Source organism: Acinetobacter sp., assembly GCF_039596015.1.
Classification (GTDB): Bacteria; Pseudomonadota; Gammaproteobacteria; order Pseudomonadales; family Moraxellaceae; genus Acinetobacter.
In genome coordinates, this window is record NZ_JBCNKN010000011.1 from 1 (window position 1) to 20,435 (window position 20,435).

Annotated in this window: 16 protein-coding genes and 1 other RNA gene; 8 read left to right on the forward strand and 9 right to left on the reverse strand. The window is 40.3% G+C overall.

The features are described 5' to 3' along the window. Window positions 1-395: 395 nt before the first annotated feature. Window positions 396-1,328: a sensor domain-containing diguanylate cyclase gene (locus ABDV70_RS10640; RefSeq protein WP_343597643.1), complete on the forward strand. Its 933-nt coding sequence runs from the start codon at window positions 396-398 to the stop codon at window positions 1,326-1,328. 76 nt (window positions 1,329-1,404) lie between these two features. Here ABDV70_RS10640 and ABDV70_RS10645 read toward each other — a convergent pair whose 3' ends face one another. The 3 genes from ABDV70_RS10645 to ABDV70_RS10655 form a co-directional block, all read right to left on the reverse strand. Further along, complete coding sequence (locus ABDV70_RS10645) at window positions 1,405-2,457, reverse strand: 5'-methylthioadenosine/S-adenosylhomocysteine nucleosidase (protein WP_343597645.1); 1,053 nt, start codon at window positions 2,455-2,457, stop codon at window positions 1,405-1,407. 172 nt (window positions 2,458-2,629) lie between these two features. Next, window positions 2,630-4,009, reverse strand: coding sequence for a dihydrolipoyl dehydrogenase (locus ABDV70_RS10650; protein WP_343597647.1), 1,380 nt, complete (start codon window positions 4,007-4,009; stop codon window positions 2,630-2,632). A gap of 504 nt (window positions 4,010-4,513) precedes the next feature. Beyond that, window positions 4,514-4,849: a TIGR01244 family sulfur transferase gene (locus ABDV70_RS10655; protein WP_343597648.1), complete on the reverse strand. Its 336-nt coding sequence runs from the start codon at window positions 4,847-4,849 to the stop codon at window positions 4,514-4,516. A 221-nt stretch (window positions 4,850-5,070) separates the two neighbouring features. Here ABDV70_RS10655 and trxC point away from each other — a divergent pair, with 221 nt between their 5' ends. Together trxC and ABDV70_RS10665 are read left to right on the forward strand one after the other, a co-directional pair. Continuing rightward, on the forward strand, window positions 5,071-5,496 hold the full coding sequence (gene trxC / locus ABDV70_RS10660; RefSeq protein ID WP_343597650.1) for a thioredoxin TrxC: 426 nt from the start codon (window positions 5,071-5,073) through the stop codon (window positions 5,494-5,496). A gap of 9 nt (window positions 5,497-5,505) precedes the next feature. Continuing rightward, window positions 5,506-5,922 (forward strand): acyl-CoA thioesterase, encoded by a 417-nt coding sequence (locus ABDV70_RS10665; protein WP_343597652.1) that lies wholly within the window; start codon window positions 5,506-5,508, stop codon window positions 5,920-5,922. A 39-nt stretch (window positions 5,923-5,961) separates the two neighbouring features. On the opposite strand, the gene ABDV70_RS10670 is transcribed toward ABDV70_RS10665, so the two are convergent. The 3 genes from ABDV70_RS10670 to ABDV70_RS10680 all read right to left on the reverse strand — a co-directional run bounded on the left by ABDV70_RS10670 (window position 5,962) and on the right by ABDV70_RS10680 (window position 11,225). After that, a complete protein-coding gene (locus ABDV70_RS10670; protein ID WP_343597653.1) occupies window positions 5,962-9,507 on the reverse strand; it encodes an AAA family ATPase in 3,546 nt (1,181 codons plus the stop codon). A 5-nt stretch (window positions 9,508-9,512) separates the two neighbouring features. Then, complete coding sequence (locus tag ABDV70_RS10675) at window positions 9,513-10,766, reverse strand: exonuclease SbcCD subunit D C-terminal domain-containing protein (RefSeq protein WP_343597654.1); 1,254 nt, start codon at window positions 10,764-10,766, stop codon at window positions 9,513-9,515. Window positions 10,767-10,922: 156 nt separating this feature from the next. Beyond that, window positions 10,923-11,225 (reverse strand): hypothetical protein, encoded by a 303-nt coding sequence (locus ABDV70_RS10680; RefSeq protein WP_343597655.1) that lies wholly within the window; start codon window positions 11,223-11,225, stop codon window positions 10,923-10,925. A 940-nt stretch (window positions 11,226-12,165) separates the two neighbouring features. Here ABDV70_RS10680 and ABDV70_RS10685 point away from each other — a divergent pair. Then, the gene (locus ABDV70_RS10685; protein WP_343597657.1) at window positions 12,166-12,627 is read left to right on the forward strand and encodes an ABZJ_00895 family protein; all 462 of its coding nucleotides are present in this window, start codon (window positions 12,166-12,168) and stop codon (window positions 12,625-12,627) included. A 39-nt stretch (window positions 12,628-12,666) separates the two neighbouring features. Here ABDV70_RS10685 and thiO read toward each other — a convergent pair whose 3' ends face one another. Further along, on the reverse strand, window positions 12,667-13,794 hold the full coding sequence (thiO, locus tag ABDV70_RS10690; RefSeq protein WP_343597659.1) for a glycine oxidase ThiO: 1,128 nt from the start codon (window positions 13,792-13,794) through the stop codon (window positions 12,667-12,669). A 30-nt stretch (window positions 13,795-13,824) separates the two neighbouring features. Further along, entirely contained in the window at window positions 13,825-14,835 is a 1,011-nt protein-coding gene (gene hemB, locus ABDV70_RS10695) for a porphobilinogen synthase (RefSeq protein ID WP_343597661.1), read from the reverse strand. 100 nt (window positions 14,836-14,935) lie between these two features. Between hemB and ABDV70_RS10700 the strand changes: the two genes are divergently transcribed. The 3 genes from ABDV70_RS10700 (at window position 14,936) to ABDV70_RS10710 (ending at window position 18,376) form a co-directional block, all read left to right on the forward strand. Then, the gene (locus tag ABDV70_RS10700; protein ID WP_343597663.1) at window positions 14,936-15,433 is read left to right on the forward strand and encodes a thioesterase family protein; all 498 of its coding nucleotides are present in this window, start codon (window positions 14,936-14,938) and stop codon (window positions 15,431-15,433) included. Between the two features lie 263 nt (window positions 15,434-15,696). Then, window positions 15,697-16,842, forward strand: a complete 1,146-nt coding sequence (locus ABDV70_RS10705; RefSeq protein ID WP_343597664.1) for an HlyD family efflux transporter periplasmic adaptor subunit — start codon at window positions 15,697-15,699, stop codon at window positions 16,840-16,842. Between the two features lies 1 nt (window position 16,843). After that, complete coding sequence (locus ABDV70_RS10710; RefSeq protein ID WP_343597665.1) at window positions 16,844-18,376, forward strand: DHA2 family efflux MFS transporter permease subunit; 1,533 nt, start codon at window positions 16,844-16,846, stop codon at window positions 18,374-18,376. Window positions 18,377-18,414: 38 nt separating this feature from the next. On the opposite strand, the gene glpK is transcribed toward ABDV70_RS10710, so the two are convergent. Beyond that, on the reverse strand, window positions 18,415-19,905 hold the full coding sequence (gene glpK / locus ABDV70_RS10715; RefSeq protein ID WP_343597666.1) for a glycerol kinase GlpK: 1,491 nt from the start codon (window positions 19,903-19,905) through the stop codon (window positions 18,415-18,417). Between the two features lie 129 nt (window positions 19,906-20,034). Between glpK and ssrA the strand changes: the two genes are divergently transcribed. Further along, window positions 20,035-20,394: a transfer-messenger RNA gene (gene ssrA, locus ABDV70_RS10720) on the forward strand. The last annotated feature ends 41 nt before the right edge of the window (window positions 20,395-20,435 follow it).

Consider the following 20,435-nt stretch of genomic DNA (forward strand, 5'->3'; position numbering starts at 1 on the left):
TGTGGGGTTACCCATGTGAGAGTAAGTCATCGCCAGCTCATTATTCAAACCCCCGACCAAGTGTCGGGGGTTTATTTTTATGCGGAAGTTAAATAATCATAATTGAAATAATAAAATTAAAATAATCGTAATTCGTGGATTTAGAAATTATTAAAGGTATTACTCAAAAAAGAGCAATATCAGATGAACAGATATTTAGATTCTCAAAAAATCAGCATATATTGAGTAACATAATAAGCATTATTAGGTGTACGTCTATTGGGGGAGTTTAAAGAGAAAGAAATGGTATTAAGGCGTTAACTTTATTTTAGAAAAAGAGAGGATATGTTTATTGCCCCTGAGGCAACAGCCAATCGTCCACCATCAATTATTTTATACTAGAAGGATAAAAATATATGCATAAAAATTTTGATATTGTTAATAAAAATATAGAGTTAGATAATGAATTTTATAAAACTCTTTTAGAATCTACCAATGCAATCCCTTGGCAAATTGACTGGAAAGCACAGAGATTTACATATATAGGGCCTCAGATTCAGGAGTTATTAGGGTGGTCTCATTGGGATAATGTTTCTGATTGGGCGGATAGGATGCATCCTGAGGATCGTGAATGGGCTGTTAATTATTGTGTGACATTGTCCAGAGATGGTATTGACCATGAAGCAGATTATCGAGCTTTAACCGCAGATGGTCGTTATATATGGGTTCGTGATGTTGTACATGTGATCCGCTGTAATGGGGAAACAAAATTCCTTGTTGGGTTTATGTTTGATATCAGTGAAAGAAAGAAAAACGAAGAAGAATTAATTAGATTGCAAAAAGAGTTGGAAACTTTATCTTATCAGGACAGTTTAACCGAAATCGCAAATCGTCGTTCATATGATTTATTTTTACGACGAGAGTGGGATATTGCAGTTCATTTTAAAACAGTTATTTCTATTATTTTGATTGATATTGATTTTTTTAAAAAATTTAATGATACCTATGGTCATAGTGCAGGTGATACTGCATTGAAAACGGTCGCCCAAATTTTAAAGTCTGAAGTAAGGACTCAAGATATTGCCGCACGATTAGGTGGTGAGGAGTTTATTATTATATTACCAATGACCGATCATCAAGAGGCGATGTTAATTGCAGAGCGTATCCGATGCCGTATTGAAGCAACTTCAATTCAGCTCAATAATTATATTGCTTCTTTGACTGCTAGTTTTGGTGTTGGATCGATTATTCCAATGGAAGGGGATAACCCTGAAAGCTTAATGGTAACAATTGACCAAAGATTGTACTGTGCGAAAGAAGAAGGCCGAAATAAAGTGGTCGGATTTTAAAAAGAAGGCTGTTTTATCAAAGTATGTTTCAAGTTTAAAAAAGACCTCCTCAGTTGGTATTGAGGAGGTCGTTATTTTATTGTTCAGCATTCCATTCTTTAATGAATGCCATCGTTAATTTAGCGGCATTGCGTTGAGCGATTCCTGAACCGAAGAATGCAGCAACATTTGGATCATGATCTGCTCCGGCAAGGTCGGATAGACTACGAAAAGCAATAAAAGGAATATTGTTTGAGTATGCAACTTGAGCAACAGCAGCTGTTTCCATATCGACACAATCACCTTTCAAGTGTTTATGTAGGTACTCTCGATATTCTGCATTTGCCAAGAACGCCCCACCTGATACGCCTCGTTGTCCAACGACAATTTTTGGATGATAACAATTTGCACCTGAACAGATGGCCTCAAGAGCTGATTGCGTATTGTTTTGTACTTTTGTCACAATATTGAGCATTTTACTATCGACAGGGAAATCGACTCGCATTTCTCCATAAGCCATAGGAACATCTGTATCCCCAAAACGACTGGTAAGTGCAACTTGTTGATAGTTTGTTGCATTCATGACATTTGTTTCTCGAAGGAATTGGTTTTTCCATGCGGGAATATTGTCTGCGAGTTTGATGCCTAGGCAGGAAATATCACCTGCTTTACCGCAGGCATTGGGTAAGTTGTCTGTGTTATTAAAATAAACTTCATTAGGTGCAATCCAGCTCTTGGCAATCACAACATCACCAACATGGTAGTCTGGGTTTAAACTACCTGCGATACCGCTAAATACGATACCTTTTAATTTGAAATGGTCTGAAATCAATTGAGTTGTCATTGCTGCATTGGTCATGCTGATGCCACTGAGTGTGATGACAACGGGTGTATTTTCGAGTGTACCTGTTACGAATTTACGACCATTAATGAGGTATTCATGTTTGTCTTGAGTCGATTGAATCAGTAAATCGGCTTCTTGTCCGAACGCGGCAATGATTCCCAAACGAGGTGTTGCATCGGTCAAAACGTCTTGTTTAAGTTTTAGTGCGGTTGGTTTTTTTTGAAGCGTCGTCGCAGTTGAACAGCCAATTAAACCAGCCGTTAAGCCGACAGCTCCGAGCAATAGGGATAGTTTGAATAAACGCATAGCACACTCTTATAGGGAGGATAAAATTTAAGATCAATAATAAATTAAAAAGCAAAAAATATTCCAATTTTCTGAGCTTAAATGAGGAGCCATTGACCTTTCATCAATGGTGAGCATCATCTAAACGTAGAAGGATTGTTTATTGTCCTTATTTTTGTTGATTAAAAATAATTTATTGATCTAATTTGATTTTTGCATTTTTAAAAGCACTTCTGAGCCCTTCTTCAAGGGTTGGATGGTAAAACGGTTTGCTAAGGATTTCATCAATTGTACATCCTTCATCAATCATCCAGTTCAACAAGTGCACCATATGTTCAGCAGATTCAACAAAAAATTCTGCGCCTAAAAGTTGGCGTGAGTCTTTGGCAATATAAACTTCGATTGCCCCCATATTTTTCCCTAAAACGATGGCTCTGCCTTGACGTTCAAATGAACTTTGTCCTGTAACAAAATCTATTTTTTGTTCCGTTAGGTGCTGATGACTTGAACCTGCAGTCGCCATTTCTGGAGATGAAAACATAATGCCTAGAGCTGGGCGAGTTTTAATCGAGCTAATCTGTGGATAATTTAGACAATTATGCACAGCCATACGTCCTTCGTGCGCTGCTTCATGTTGTATTGGGGTTGCACTAAATGCATCGCCTGCAACAAAAATTGGGTAGTCTGCCAGTTGTTTGGTGTCAGGATGAATTGGAAGACTTTTAATCTGTTGAAATTCGGGATGAATATTTTGTAATTGAAGCGTAGAAAGTAACGATGTACGTCCTGTCGCATTTAAAAGATAATCCACGTATATGGATTCAGTTTTGCCGTTGACGGTGTAGTCAATTTTGACTTGATTGTCTTGTAATGAAACTTGGTCGGGTAAGGTCTCAAATAAAATATTCAGTTCTTTTTTCAACTGGTTTTGAGCCAGTTCTTGTAAATATGGACTCGATAAACTGCCGACTTTTTTACTACGAGCAAAAATGGTTGTGGTTACACCTAGACGATGAAACGCTTGTGCCAGTTCAATGGAGATAACGCCACTGCCAATGACTGCAATGGACTTTGGCAACTGCTCTAATTCAAAAATTTGGTCTGAAGACAGTTGTTTATTGCCAATGTGGGTTTGCCATTCTAAATTGATATTGGGTTTTGAACCGACAGCGAGAATAAAGCTTTTTGCCTGATACTGTTGTCCATTAACTTCGACAGTGTTGGCATTGACAAAGTGGGCTTTGCCATTGATTTTATGTTCTTGAGGCCATTTTGCAACATCTTTTAAGGTTGCTGCACTAAAACGATCACGTAATTGTTGTATGTGTTGCATAATCTGCGAAGTATCCGCAACAATTTTAGCCTCAATTCCAACCTGATCGAGATGTTGCGCATCATAGAGTCTATTAGCACTTGAGATTAAAACTTTGCTTGGCATACAACCGACACGGGCACAGGTCGTATCCCATGGCCCCTCATTAATGACAAGAATATTTTGTGTATATTTGATGGCTTCTTTATAGGCACTGATTCCTGCTGTGCCTGCGCCTAATATAATGATATCGTAAAGCATGATGTTATTCTTTAGCATAGTTTTATTGACTATAACGAATATTTTTTTAGCTTTTGACGCTATTTTGCAAATTTTAACATTTTATAATGATTTAATTTTAACCACCAATCATAACGCTGGCTGTAGGACGTAAAGACATGGTGCTGCAGGCTGTTATACCTAAAATCAGACTAGATAAACCAAGAAAAAGAATAACTCTGATCATAACGAAAGAAGATGTTTTAAAAATGATGATCTGAAGATAACAGAGATATTTTCGAGGGGATATTTCATTGTGGTGTATATCTGTATCAGGCCTGCCAAGTAGAGGTTGTTCACATTTCATTCCCTCAAAGAGGGAGGGTCGCGTTGGTCATAAACGTCAATTTCATCTGAAAAAATGGATTTTTATTCCTTTATTTCATGGGGGATAGCAACCTGATGGTTTCTATATTTTTATAAATGACACAACGTATGGCTGAAATGCGAATAGCCTCTATGGTGCAAAATTTTGTTTGACGAAAGTTAGTCGTCAAGTAAATCCATTTGCTTTGCAAGCTGATATAAATTGTTTGAACGATTACCTGTACGACAGAACATGAGAACTGGCTTTGGCAATTCATTGAAATGATTTGCAAAATTACGTACATCAAGTTCTGTAATTTGACCTGCAACGACAGGTTGATGAACATAATCTAGCCCAGCCTGACGTGCAGCCGCTTCAATTTGTGCACTTGTTGGTTGTTCTGCACCACCTTCTAAATCTGGGCGGTTATTAATCACAGATTTAAAGCCTTGTTCAACAATCTGACTGATATGTTCTGGCAGGATTTGTCCAGCGAAGCCAACTTGCTCACTCATTGTTTTCTCCATTTATATGATGGGTTTGGATGTCTGTATCATATCATTAACCTTAGAGATGCTTCTGACACAAGCATATTTTTTAACAAGAATATGAGAGATTATGTGAATGATCAGAAAAAAATGCTCTACATGGACGAAGTGGAGTATGTACAATGTATTTAGATACAGAAAATGATTAAGATTTACTCCAGAGCATGAGCGTTATTGAGGAAAAAAGGATGATCATCGTTTGCCCATCGTGTACAGCTAAAAACCGTGTGCCTGAGGAAAAATTAACTGAAAATCCCCATTGTGGACAATGCCATCAGAATTTAATTCGTCTGGCTCCAGTTGAGTTAAATGAGAAAAATTTTAGTGAATTTATTCAATATAGTGATTTGCCTATTTTGATTGATTTATGGGCAGATTGGTGTGGGCCATGTAAAATGATGGCACCTCATTTTGCTGAGGTTGCGAAAGCCTATCCTCAGGTTGTTTTTGGAAAAATTGATACAGAACAGAACCCTCGTTTGAGTCAGGCATTTAATGTCAGAAGTATTCCAACATTGGTGTTGATGAACAAAACAACAGAGGTGGCGCGTATAAGTGGTGCTTTACGTGCACCTGATTTGAAACAGTGGTTAGATGAGCAACTACAAAAATAGGATATGAACGTGTTAGATTCAAGCGTAAAACCAGAAGGTATACTTTCACTACAAACGATTGCCATGCCAGCAGATACAAACTGGAGTGGTGATGTTTTTGGTGGCTGGATTGTGTCACAAATGGACTTGGCGGGTGCCATTCATGCAGAGCGTTTTAGTAAAGGACGTTGTGCAACCATTTCAATTCATGAAATGACATTTCTTGTCCCTGTTAAGGTTGGCGATGTCGTGAGCTGTTACACCAAAATTTTAAAAGTGGGGAATACTTCAATTCAAATGCAAATTGAAGTTTGGGATAGTCATGACAGTTCTCGACAGCCTAAACGTATTACCCAAGGGACTTTTACTTTTGTTGCCGTAGATACACAGGGGCATAAGCGCCAGATCCCCGATGAAGTAAAACAACAATTTGTAAATCAGCTTTAAGCGAAACCCCAACACATGAATCATGTTGGGGTTTTATTTTTAACCCATAATATGAATGGTGCTTGCACCAGCCCCCACAGATTTGACCTGAATCTGGACAGGAATACGTTCATGCATTTCCTGAACATGAGAAATCAACACCACTTTACGTCCCTGACTTTGCAGGCGATCTAATGCATCCATCACAATATGTAGCGATGCTGGGTCGAGCGTACCAAAACCTTCATCAATGAATAATGATTCAAGTTTCATAGTGCCTGATGCCATGTTGGCAATTGCTAAGGCGAGTGCTAAAGATACCAGAAAGGTTTCCCCACCTGATAATGAAACTACAGGGCGAATTTCACTATTCATTTCTTGGTCAATAATGGCAAGCCCTAAGCTATTTGGAATCCGTTGTAGTTGATAGCGTGGTGCAAGTGGTTGTAATTGCTGATTTGCATATTCAACTAAAATATCTAAATGATGTTCTTGGGCAATTTTTTTGAATTTTCCACCATCGGCACTCCCAATTAGGTCGGAGATTTTACTCCAGCGATACTCTTTTTGCCGAATATCCTCAATTTGGCGTTCAAATTGCTGTTGTCTTGCGAGATTTTGTAAATTGAGTTCTAACTTGAGTTTAATGGCATCACGCTGTTGTGACAGATTTTGAAGGTCTAGCTGTGTTTGCTGTAATTGCTGCTCGACCTGTTGCTGTGTCAAAGCAGGTTGTTGCTGCAAATGTTGTTGATGTTGCTCTTGTAAGGTGGAAACTCGCATTTGCGCTTGTTGTAGTGCCTGAATCTGTTGTTGTATCCGTTGGCGAATTGCATGTACGGTTTGAAGGTCGATTGTGGCTAAAGCAAATAATTGAGCCTGACCAAAATCTGGATGTTCATTTAACCACAAATCAATTTTATTCTGACAACTCTGTTGTTGCTGCTGAATATGTTGTTTCTGGTTCTGTTGTTGTTGGATGTGCTGCTGCTGTTGCTGGTAGTGCGCATAGGCTTGATCAAACTGTTGTTTTTGGGTTTGATAGCTTTGTTCAAGTTGCTGTTTTTTCACTCTTAAATGACTGAGCCATTGTTTTGCAAGTTCAAATGGCGTGTCGCTATAAGGGCGTGTTAATGCCATCACTTGCAATTTAAGCTGTTCACCACGTTGTAAAATATCATCTGACTCTAATTTTAGGCTTTCTAATTGTTGTTCTATTTGATTTAGATTCAGAATTTGTGGTTGTAGTTTCTGTTGCTCTATTTGCAGCAGTTGTTGCTGTTGCTGAAATTGTTGGCGCAATTGCTGACGTTGTCGAATACGTTGCGTTAAGGTTTGAATGGTTAAAACAGGATTTTGCTGCCACTGGCTAAAATCAGATCCAGTCAGATGCTGTGTGATCGGCTCAATGAGGTCGTGCCATTGTTGTAAAAGTTCAAGTTGAACCTGTAGCTGTTGGCGTTGTTGCTGACGTTCGATTTGTTGCTGTAACTGCGCCTGTTGTTGCTGAAGGTTCTCTTTTGTTGTTTTGATTTGGGTTGCTAAAGCCTGTTGTTGGTCAAAATTCAGCGTCAAAGCAAGGGTTTTGGCTTTGTTTTCTAGATGATGTTGAAGGGTAAGTCGCTGCTGTTGTGTCTGCTGCTGTTGCGTCTGCTGCTGTTCAAGCTGACTACTTAAACGGACAGACTGCTGTTGATGCTGCTGCCATTCATCAAATGCGTGTTGCTCTTGCTCTAGGGCAATTTTTTCTTGCTGCTGCTGAATTGAAAACAGTGATTTTTCAAGCAACTGTTTGTGCTGTAAAAAAGGATGTTCGGTACTGCCACAGACCATACAAGGTTGATTTTCCTGTAGGTTCTGGCGTAGCTGTTCGACCTGTTGTGAATGAATCAGACATTGCTGTTGCAGGGTTTGTTGTAAATGTTCACGGGCTTGCTTGCTTTGTTGGTAGTGTTGAGCAGACTGCTGTTGTGCTTTTTCCGCAAGGGCATGTTGTTGTTGGAGTTGGGCAAGCTGTTGGGTGATCTCTTCATTTAACTGGTCGTGTTTGAGATATTGCTGAATGAGCTCTTCAATTTGTTCCGCTAAATACTGCTTTTCTAACAGTTGTTCACGTTGTTGCTGTGCAATGTGTAGTTCATTATCTCCACTCAACGATGCGTCTGCATTGAGTTGTTGAAGCTGTTGCTGAATCTTTGAAAGATCGGAATGTCCTAGTTGGGGTGCAACCTGATCAATTCGTTGTTTATGTTGCAAGATGTGCTGTAATTGACGCAGTGTTGCTTCGGGTTCCAGATCAAAAGGCTGTAAATCTTCACTGTCCGCCAGTTGTTGTTGCAGATGATTTAACTGTTGGTCTATTTGATGTAGCTTTTGCTGTTGTGTCTGAACCTGTTGTTGGTGGTCTTGTTGCTGCTGTTGTAAAGACGAAATTTTAGGTTGTAGTTCCCGATATTGAGCAATTAATGTTTCACGGGTAATTGCATGTTCTTCGGCTTGTTGAATTTGAGGTGTGATGGTGCGCTGAAACTCAATTTCTTGAGCGAGTTGCTGTTCACTAGCTTGATACGCGGTTTGAACATGCTGAAATTGTAATTCTGTTTGGGTAAATGCCGTTTGGGTAAGTGTCAGTTCCTGTTCTACTTGTTGTAGAAGCCGTTGTTGTTGCTGAAATATTTCAACACTAGAACGGATGCTTGCGAAGGTTTCAAGCTGCTGGAGCTGTTCCTGTTCGGGCTGTTGTTGGTCTAATAACAGCTGTTGTTGCTGGGCATGTGCTTGTTTTTGCTGCAAGTCCTGTATTAACTGTTGTTCGTGTTGATACCATTGTAATTGCTGTTCAAATTGGCGTTGTTCCGATGCAAGCCCCTGACATTGGCTGTCCAAATGCTGCTGTTGCTGTGTGAGTTCCGAAACTTCTGTTTCAGTTAGACACTCGATGCCACCTAGCATATTGCTTAGATTTTCTCGTTCTAGGCGAATGGCTTTGGTCTTTTCAAAAGCAGCCTTACCCACCAAACTGAAAATATTGGAATTGGTCAGGTATTCGAGTAAATCGGCACGTTCCTGATCTTTGGCTTTTAAGAACGCCCCAACTTCAGACTGTGCCAGTAGTACGGCACGGGTAAATTGTTCAAAACTTAAACCGATTAATTGATGAATACAGGGTGTACATTCTGAGATTTTTTGCGTGAGTACACGTTTTTCTGGAAGGGCAATTACAGCACGTTCAATTTTAAGATTCCCATCGAGTTTATTCCGTGCCCGACGAATTTCCCAACGAGCCAAATAACGCTTTTGATCCAGTGCAATAAACTCAAGTTCGGCAAAACCACTGGCACAGCCACGCCGTAACATATTTTTTGAGTCTTTAATGGCAATCCCTTGTCCACTATGGTCAGGCAATGAACCCGCTGCTCCTGTCAGACGTGGTACCTGATCGAACAGTGCCAAACACATGGCATCCAATAAAGTAGATTTACCCGCGCCTGTTTTACCTGTAATGGCAATTAATCCTGCATTGGCTAAGGGTGCAGATTCAAAATCAATCTCATGTTCTCCCGCTAAAGAGGCCAGATTATTTAAACGAAGACGTAAAATTTTCATGGCACTTATCCTTCAGCGTGGGGTGTTTCAATATTCTGAGCTTCTTCTAACAGCAATAAAAAGTCTCGCTCGACTTCTGTATCAGGGGTATAGCCCATATTTTGCCAAAGTTGCTGGAACAATTTTTCAGGGGTAGGTGGTTCTAAATCAATTTTGGACTCAATGAGTTGATCGCCTTCTTGCTGTAGCATTTTTCGGACAATACGCACCAGTCGATAACGGTTTGCGGGTAAAGCCTGTTCAATTTGCTGACGTAAATCTAAAGGCGGTGGTGTCAGGCTAAAATATTCAATATCAACATAATCACGTTGTTCAATGTCTGTAATTTCACCTGTTGCAAGCTGTTGTATTTTTTGGAATATCTCTTGGAGTTCCCCTGTCAGCCGATGCAAGTTGATACTGCGCGGGATGATTAATGGTTCAAACTGAAACTGTTGATCGGGTGGTGCAGTCGGGTCTAAATGAACATCAACCACCTGATGTTTGTACTGTGTTTCACTAAAAGAGAGTGGAATAGGCGCACCGCTATAACGAATATTAGGCTTTTGAATTTGTTGTGGTTTATGTAAATGCCCAAGCGCAACATAGTCGATATCATCGCCAAAAAGTTGGGTTGAAAGTGCCTCTTGATGACCAATGATAATCGGTCGTTCAGAGTCCGACTCCTCTGCACCGAGCAAATGTGCATGTGACATTAAAATAAGTGCTTGCTCTGGAGTTTTTCTGGCTTTTGCTTCTTTAATTAATTGTTGATGTAAATATTCAATCGCAGATTGGCTATCCTGTGTTTGTTCATTAAATCCAGTAATTTCAGCAGGGCGTAAAAAAGGTAGCGTTAAACACCACGCCACAATATTGTGTTCGGCATCAAAAATTGGGGTGAGTAAACGGTCAATATCTAAGGTCTGATCATCTTTCCAATGAATCAGACCAACGGCTTTGGCGTTATATTTTTCGAGTAAAGGTTCAACCTGTTCAATCCGATAACCTGAGTCATGATTTCCCGCAATCATGAGCGTTTGCATATGTGGAGCAGCCTCATGCGCATCGGCTAAAAATTGGTAAAGTTGTTTTTGTGCGCTTGATGCAGGATTGATGACATCAAAAATATCGCCTGCAATAAGCAGGGCATGAGGTTGTTTTTCTTGAATTTGTTGAATAAGCCATGCCAAAAATTGCTGATGTTCATATTGGCGAGAATGATGATAAAAAAATTGCCCTAAATGCCAATCCGAGGTATGAAAAAAATGAACAGCCATATTTAGTAGCGAAGCATATAAAAATTAGAATAAGGCTACTTTAGCAGGTTCTCGCTTTAAACGGGAGTTTTGGTCAATGCTGATTTTGCTGTGGTGAAATGAAAAATAAAAAAGCCATATCCTGAATGATATGGCTTGAGGAAAGACTAGAAAAGCTTATGCTTTTTTAGGTGCAACGTGATGTGTTTTTTGTGGAAGTGGTTTTTTCGCATCATGTTTTACGACATGTTTTTTAGTGACTGTTGTGTGGTGATGAACATTGCTTTTATGTGCAACAGGTTTTTTCGCAACGTGGTGTTTTTCAGCAACTTTAGCCGCTTCATGTTTTGCTGGTGCATGCATTACATGCTGTTTTTCAGGCATCGCATGTTTGTCAGCTTGTGTTGGAGCAGCCATTGCAGTTGCTGTAAACGCTGTTGCAGTTAAACCAACAAACAATGCAGATAGTAATTTTTTCATGATGTTTTACTCTTTTGGGTTTTAAATTTGATAGGGTTATCATGACCTTAAGTTGTGGATTTATTGTGAAGGTTTTATATGTGCTTATATATTCAAATCTTTATATAAGTATTATTAATTAAAAATTAAGATAGCATCTGTTTTGATTAAATAATTATATAAAACAAATAGTTATAAATTTTTAATAAGCGAATTTTAAAATAAAGGAAATGAAATAGATAACATTGCTGCAATATATTCATCTCAATGATTCATATATGAACACTTATAGCTAACAATTTAAAGGCTTTATGGATATTTGATAGAGACGTGCATTTTTAACGAGGCCAAAAAAATAAAGACCAACGATTCGAGTGAGAAAATCGCTGGTCTAAGGACATCATACAACGGGTTGTTTTTGTGTTTCGTTCCCGAGGTGAATTACATTTATTGCTCTGGAGTAAAGGTCACCGAAGCATTTGTGGATGCCGAACAAAAACCTCGGTTGCTACTGACCTTATACCTATATAACGACAGCCTTGGGTAAAAGGTTGACAAGGAATTTAAAAAAAATGATTAATTTATTATTTCGGCTAATCATTAGTCACTTTTCGGCTGTGGTATTTTTAGCGGAAGGGAAACCTGCTAGGTTAAACTTGATTTTTTAAATAAAGGTAAAAACTATAATTTCAAAAGGTTGTTGCTCAAATGATTTCAAACTTGGCGATAAAATTTGAAAAGATCCGCCGCATTTCTAGTATCCTATGTCTTATCTGTTTTATTTATGTTGGAAAAGTAAGCGATTTATGAAATAACAATAGTTTTTTAAATGATATAAGATAATGATTTGAATGGTTTTTTTAAATATAAGTATGAATTGTGAATTCTAATGTTACATTGCGATATATTCAGGGTAAGATAAAAGTATGGATAATTATTTAGAAAAAAGTTGGTTTGTACTATGACTTCTTTACGTCCTTATTTTTTATGGTTTTTCCTATTAAGTTTGATTATCACTTTTATTATTGGCTTAATTGGGCTGTTTTTGCCCATTGGAAGTGGTGGTTTCCTCACGGCTTTCCCATATTTAATTGCCATGATTGTGGTGTTATTTCGTTTTTTAAAAAAAGAAAAACGGGCGCCTACATCTTCAGAAAAACATAAACTTTCTTTGGGTTTTATGGGAATTTTTTGGGGATATAGCTTAATTGGTTTTATCGTGGGGCTGTTGTGGGCTTCTCGTGCAAACCCTCAGGTACTTGATGATGCGTGGACATATTTACAACATCCACGATTTTTTATCTATGCGATAGGATTATTCTTACTTTTGGCTGTGCCATTGTATTTGGTTACGTTATGGTTTTATGGCAAACAGGCACGACGTATGGTCAATAAAATGCAAGAAGACCATGAAATTGAATAACGAAATTAGCCAATGTTCCAGGCATTGGCTAATGTCATGTTAGGCAAACGCGCTGTGCTGAGCCTGTTTTAACGATAAAGGCGAATAGGCTTTTGGATCGACCAAAGTTGGTTGATTGAGCATTAATTCCCGTAGAAGCTGTGCTGAAGCAGGCCCCATACATAGACCATTTCGAAAATGCCCAAAGTTTGCCCAAAGGTTTTTAATTTCAGGGATTTGTCCAATATAAGGTACGCCCGTTGGAGAACTAGGTCTTAAACCTGCCCATTGATGCACCAAAGGAAATTGGCGTAATTCAGGCACCATCTCTGTCACGGCATCAAGAATATTCTGCTGGATTTCTGGTTTAGTTGTGTGATCAAAGCCAAACGAGTTCATGCTTGAACCACAAACAATATGTCCATCTTCTCTTGGAATCAGATACATGACCTTGTTCATGCACATTGTCGGTAGCCAGTTTTTTGGCGTTTTAAATAAGGCCATTTGCCCATGAACGGGTTTAACTGGAATATCTAATCCTAATGGTTCTGCCCATGTTTGACTCCATGCGCCTGTTGCCAAAACCACCTGATCGGCTGAAAAGGTTTGTCCCGAAGCGGTATGGATGCTTTGAATTTGTTGATTATGGATGTGTAGTCGGTCAATTTGACAGTGTTCGATGAATTTAACTTGGGGTTGTTTTTTTAAGTAGGCAATCACTGATTGTAATAAACGCGGGTTACGGATATTGGCCAAATGCGGAAAATACAGTGCTTGAGAAAACTGTGAAGAAACGCGTGGGTTGATGCTTAAAATTTGATTTTGTTGGATTATTTTGCAGACTTGCATGGGTTCTTGATATTTTTCAGCATATTTTAATCCAGTTTCAAAATCTTCCTCATCAAAAATCAGCATGCCAGTCGGATGAATTTGAAAGTCAATTTGACTGACAGGGTAGAGTTTTTTATTGAGCTTTTCATAAAAAGTTTTGCCATATTGGGCGAGGGCATTGACTGCTTCAGGGTAACGCCAAGGGTACATGGGCGAGAGAATCCCGCCACCTGCCCAAGAGGCTTCTTGTCCTGCTGCTTGCTGGTCAAAAATGGTGACAGTGCAACCATGTTCAATCAGTTCTAATGCGGTCAAAAGACCGCAAACCCCCGCCCCAATAATGGCAATATGTTGCATGGCTGCACTCTTATGTTGTGTTTTAAATAATTACATAGCTTTGAGTTGTCTTGCTGCTGTTTCAGCGAAGTAAGTCCAGATCCCATCTGCACCTGCACGGCGACAGCAAAGCAATGATTCTAAGATAACATTTTCAGATAACCAGCCATTTTGGATTGCACCTGCCAACATGGCATATTCACCACTGACCTGATAGACAAATGTCGGTACGCCAAAGGTGTCTTTGACTTCACGAACTACATCTAAATAAGGCAGTCCAGGTTTTACAATCACCATGTCTGCACCTTCTTGTATATCTAGCGCGATTTCATGTAAGGCTTCGGCACGGTTGCCGACATCCATTTGGTAAGTGTATTTGTTGCCACCTTTTAAATTCGTTGCAGAACCGACAGCATCACGGAATGGGCCATAGAAGCTAGACGCATATTTTGCAGAGTACGCCATGATATTGGTATAAATATATCCATGTGCTTCAAGGGCTTGGCGAATTGCGCCAATACGACCATCCATCATATCACTTGGGGCAATAACATCCGCACCCGCTTCAGCATGGCTCAAGGCTTGTTTGACAAGACATTCAACAGTTTCATCATTCAGCACATAACCTGTGTCATCAATAATGCCATCCTGACCATGTGTGGTGTATGGATCTAATGCACCATCGGTGATGAGTACCATTTCGGGCAATTCTTTTTTGAGTAAACGGCATGTGGCTTGTACAACGCCATCTTCACGCCAAGCGGCTTCTGCTGTGAGACTTTTATCTTCTTGTGGAGTAACGGGGAATAATGCCAGTTTTGACACGCCAAGTTCTAAAAGCGTTTCTGCCTTTTTTAGAAGAAGGTCGGCAGATAGACGCTGTACATTCGGCATACTTGGAATATCTTGCGTCTGGTTTTGACCAGGCAGTACAAAAACAGGATAAATAAGATGTTGTGGGGCAAGGTGAGTTTCACTAACCATCGTTCTAAGTTGATCATTTCTACGGATACGGCGCATGCGAGTCGCAGGAAATGCAGGACGATTGAACGTATAAGTCATAACAATCTCGATGTTCAGTATTAAACTTACGCGCTATTGTAGACCTATAAAATGAATTTGCACAGGTCAATGGAATTTTCATGGAAAAGGAGATCAAGGGATGACACACACCAAACAACCGTTATGGACAGGGCATTTAAAAATAGATGCCCAGACAGAAGTTGAATCTGTATTACAACAGCTTTGTGAAACTTTTAATGGTTCTCCTTTCTTTCGGCATAATCGGATGTCCATGCGGGTGATAGAAAATCAGATCGAAGGCTATGTTGAAATGCAGCCGTTTCTGGTTGGAAATGTGGCTTATCAAATTTTACATGGCGGTGTTGCCGCAACATTGCTGGACAGTGTTGGGGGTGTTTGCGCAATGGCTGAGCTATATAAACGTATGACGTATCAGACCGAAGATGTTTTACACAAAATGTCCCGTTTGGCGACATTGGACTTACGGATTGATTATCTGGTTGCAGGGAAAGGAGCGTATTTTCGGGCGAAAGCAGAGATCCTTCGAATGGGGAAAAAAAGTTGTACCATGCGTATGAATTTATTCAATAATGAACAGATATTGATCGCGACGGCTATCGCGTCTTATGTTTATTAAGGATAGATGTTACAAAAAATTAACGAAGGTCATCGCTGTTTGTAATTTCCTAATACATTGTTTTTTATTCTAAAAAAATAAACAGAATTGATGTTGTACATAAATTTTGAAAAAAAACAATCTTGTATTTTAGGTCGCAACATGTGATGTTTAGTGCATTATTCAAGTCTAGAGAATCTATTTAAAGAAGCAAAAATGTAAAAGTACATCAAGGTATTTTGAAGACATGAGTTTCTTTAATATTCAAAGAATTAGGAACATGTATGACAGATGTTCAAAGCAGTCAACTACCGCAAGATGATCAAAATGGACAAAATTTAAAACAAAAAAGAAAGAAATTATTTTCTTTCTTTTTTGTTATTTTGATTATCGCTGCAATTTTATATGTAATCTGGGCATTCTTTTTGAGTGGTACAGAAAGCACAGACAATGCTTATGTCGGTGCAGACACAGCACAAGTCACCTCTATGGTGAGTGGGCAAGTGTCAAAAGTGCTAGTGCAAGATACGCAACAAGTGCATAAAGGCGATGTCTTAGTCGAAATTGATAATCGTGATGCAAAAATTGCCTTGGCACAAGCAGAAGCGTCACTGGCAAAAGCGAAACGTCAATATAAGCAAACGGCAGCTAACAGTAGCTCATTGAATTCCCAAATTTATGTGAGTTCAGATGCAATCAACAGTGCTCAGGCACAAGTTGCAAAAGCGCAAGCTGACTATGATAAAGCAAGTCAGGATTTGGCGCGCCGTCATGCCTTGGCTGCAACAGGTGCGATTTCTAAAGAAGAATTCAGTACCGCACAGGCAACAGCACAAACTGCACGTGCCGCGTTAGATGTAGCAAAGGCTGGATTAGCGCAGGCACAATCAAGCCGAAAAGCAGCTGAAAGTAATTTGGCAGCGAACAATGCACTGATCTTGGGGGCAAGTGAAAACTCAACTCCTGACGTATTGGCTGCTGAAGCTCAAGTACAACAAGCACTTTTAGACTTGGAACGCACGGTGATTCGTGCACCTGTGGATGGTGTTGTGACCAATCGTAATATTCAGATCGGTCAGCGTGTTGCACCTGGTTCTGTGGTAATGAGTGTCGTTCCAGTTTCTCAACTGTATGTCGATGCAAACTTCAAGGAAAGCCAGCTTGCCAAAGTCAAAGTTGGTCAGAAAGCGACATTGACTTCAGACTTATATGGTCGTCATGTGGTATTCCACGGTACGGTTGTTGGTTTTTCGGGTGGAACAGGTGCTGCATTTGCCTTGATTCCTGCACAAAATGCAACGGGTAACTGGATTAAGGTCGTACAACGCTTACCTGTTCGAATAGTACTTGATCCGAAAGAACTTGTAGAGCATCCATTGCGTGTCGGTCTATCGATGAATGCAGACGTTGAACTGACCTCGAAGAATTAATATGACGAATAAAGGTACTCCTTTTGCTGAGCTTTCGGGTGGTCGCTTATTATTAGCGGCCTTCGTGATCGCCTTGTCTAACTTCATGGTGGTACTAGATACCACCATTGCCAATGTATCTGTTCCGCATATTAGTGGTAACTTGGCGATATCAACCTCACAAGGCACATGGGTTATTACCTCCTATGCTGTTGCGGAAGCAATTTGTGTACCGCTTACTGGATGGTTGGCGGGACGGTTTGGGACAGTTCGTGTTTTTGTTATGTCCCTGATCGGGTTTACCGTATTTTCATTGTTATGCGGGCTTTCTACAAGTTTAGAAATGCTGGTGTTCTGCCGAATTGGACAGGGCTTGTTTGGCGGGCCGTTAATGCCAATCAGTCAGGCGCTGTTAATGCGGATTTTCCCGCCAGAAAAACATGCACAAGCTATGGGTTTATGGGCGATGACAACCGTTGTTGGTCCAATTTTAGGCCCAATTTTAGGTGGATGGATTAGCGATAATTTATCTTGGCACTGGATTTTCTTTATTAATATTCCTGTTGGTATTATTTGTGTGTTGGCGGCAATTCGGCTGTTATCACCTGCTGAAACACCAACACAGCAAATCAAAATTGATAGTGTCGGTTTAGGATTATTGGTGCTATGGATTGGGGCATTGCAGCTCATGCTCGATTTAGGGCATGACCGTGACTGGTTCAATAACACCTTTATTTTGGGCTTGGGTTTAACGGCTGCTATTGGCTTTATTTGCTTTTTGATTTGGGAATATACAGAACGGCATCCCGTAGTGGATATTCGGATATTTAGACATCGCGGTTTTACCATTTCTGTTACGGCATTGGCATTTGGTTTTGCAGCGTTCTTTGGCAGTATCGTGATTATTCCTCAATGGCTACAAACCAATATGGGATATACCGCGACATGGGCGGGCTATTTGACTGCAACGATGGGGTTAGGAAGTTTAACCATGTCACCAATCGTGGCAAAGCTTGCGACCAAAGTGGATGAACGGGCATTGACCTCGTTCGGTTTTTTCCTGATGGCGGTTGTGACTTTAATGCGAGCCTTTTGGAACAATGAAGCCGACTTTATGGCCTTAGCATGGCCACAAATTTTACAAGGATTTGCAGTTCCTTTCTTCTTTATTCCACTGTCAAATATTGCACTGAGTTCGGTTTTACCCCAAGAAATTGCCTCTGCTGCTGGTCTGATGAACTTTATGCGAACCATGGCCGGAGCAATCGGGACTTCTTTAGCAGTGACGATTTGGGATGATCATGCCAAGATTTCCCATAGTGAAATCGTCTCGAAACTCAATGCCATTCCAACAGAACAGGCATTGACACAAAATGGATTTAGCAGTGGCGAGGCTTTAGCAACAATTGCAAATCTGGTCAACAAAGAATCGACAACATTGTCGGTAAACCATGTGTTTTTGTTATTTAGTATCATCTTTGTTGTGGGTGGATTGATTATTTGGTTGAGTCCAAAGCCAAGGAAAAATGCCGCAGCAGGGCAAACCGTTCATTAACAATAAAAGCCACAATATATGAATTGTGGCTTTTGCCTTTATACCGTTAAACTTGACTTGGCACGTATTAACGCATTATGCCATTTTTCGAGGTATTGCTGCCTCTGATCATCGGACATATTCGGTTCAAATTCGCGATCTAATTGCCAAGTTTTTGCAATTTCATCTAAATGGTTAAACACACCTATTTTTAATCCTGCCATTGCTGCTGCGCCCCATGCAGTAGATTCATGCATTTTGGGACGTAACACAGGCACATTTAAAATATTAGCTTGGAACTGCATGAGCATATCATTTCGACTTGCACCACCATCGACCCGAAGTTGTTTAAGTGGCTGAGAAAGGTCAGACTGCATCGCTGTTAAAACATCGGCAACCTGAAAGGCAATCGCTTCTAAGGCTGCACGGGCAATATGCGCCTTATTTGTCCCTCGTGACATGCCACACAGTAATGCGCGGGCATCACTGTCCCAATACGGAGCTCCCAACCCTGTAAATGCAGGGACGAGGACGACACCTTCAGTATCTGTAACCTGATTTGCGAGTTTTTCGATTTCCTGACTATGTTTGATGATGCCTAAACCATCTCGTAACCATTGCACAATAGCACCCGCCATAAAGACACTGCCTTCAAGTGCATAATGGGTTTGTTGCTGGGCATTCCACGCTAAAGTTGTCAGAAGCTGGTTTTTACTATATTGAATTTCTGTACCTGTGTTAAACAGCATAAAGCAGCCTGTACCATAGGTATTTTTGGCCGTGCCTGCTTCAAAACATGCTTGACCAAATAATGCGGCCTGCTGGTCACCCAAAACCCCAGCAATAGGGATGGTACTCCCCAATAAACCTTGGGCAGTGTCTGCAATATATTCATCTGAATGGATAATCTGGGGTAGCAATTTATCTGGAATATTAAATAGATCAAGCAGTTCCTGATCCCATTGTTGCTGCTCTAAATTCATGAGCATGGTACGAGAGGCATTACTGACTTCAATAACGTGCTCTGCACCTTGCGTTAGATTCCAGATTAACCAGCTATCAATCGTTCCGAAAGCAACGTGCCCTTGTTCGGCAAGTGTGCGAAGGTTTAGAATATTATCAAGCAACCAAACCAGTTTCCCTGCACTAAAATAAGGATCGATTCTGAGACCTGTTTTGTGGTGAATTTTATCGACATAGCCTTGTTGAATCAGTTGATTGCACCATGAAGCAGCGCGACGGTCTTGCCAGACGAGGGCAGGAGCGAGTGGTTGTCCTGTCCGTTTGTCCCATACAACGGTGGTTTCACGTTGATTGGTTAGACCTAATGCTAGAATATCCTTGGCAAGAAGATGTGCTGATGCGAGCGCCTGCTGTACAACGGCAATTTGAGTAGACCAGATTTCATTTGCATCTTGTTCGACCCAACCTGATTGGGGTGTTTGAATCTGAATTTCACGTTGGGCTGTTGCATGGAGCTTGCCATTTTCATCAAAAATAATCGCTCGGCTAGAGGTTGTGCCCTGATCAAGCGCCAGTAAGTAACGCATAATTTTTTGATTTATCGAACTTGAAAAACAAAATACTAGCGTAATCATTATGAGAAATACATTGGCTAAACGGGATTGTTGAGAAAACACACAGATTTTTTCAAAAGTTGTGTTATGATGTTTCTATATGGGGATGTTATTGGCTTCGACGCTGGTGATGAAGCTCATAGATGCATGTCGAGAGCGCATTTTCTCTCGTAAATCAAATTTGCATTTTTATAGTCGCAAACGACGAAACTTACGCTCTAGCTGCCTAAGGGCAGCTTGTCCGCTTCCTAGAATACTTGTGGTCTGGGAACCCGACCGAAGCGCACGCACACAAGTCCGTATAAAGTCAAGCCTTGGGGCTTTATACCAAACTTAAAGGATCGCGTCTTGTACCCTGTTCGTCGGGTCACAAGGGGTTAAAACAATAGACGATATCTAAGCATGTAGTATTCTCGAGTGTAGTGCTGGCGGACGCGGGTTCAACTCCCGCCATCTCCACCAAATCCTTAAATTTATATGCCGTTACATAACGATATATAAGA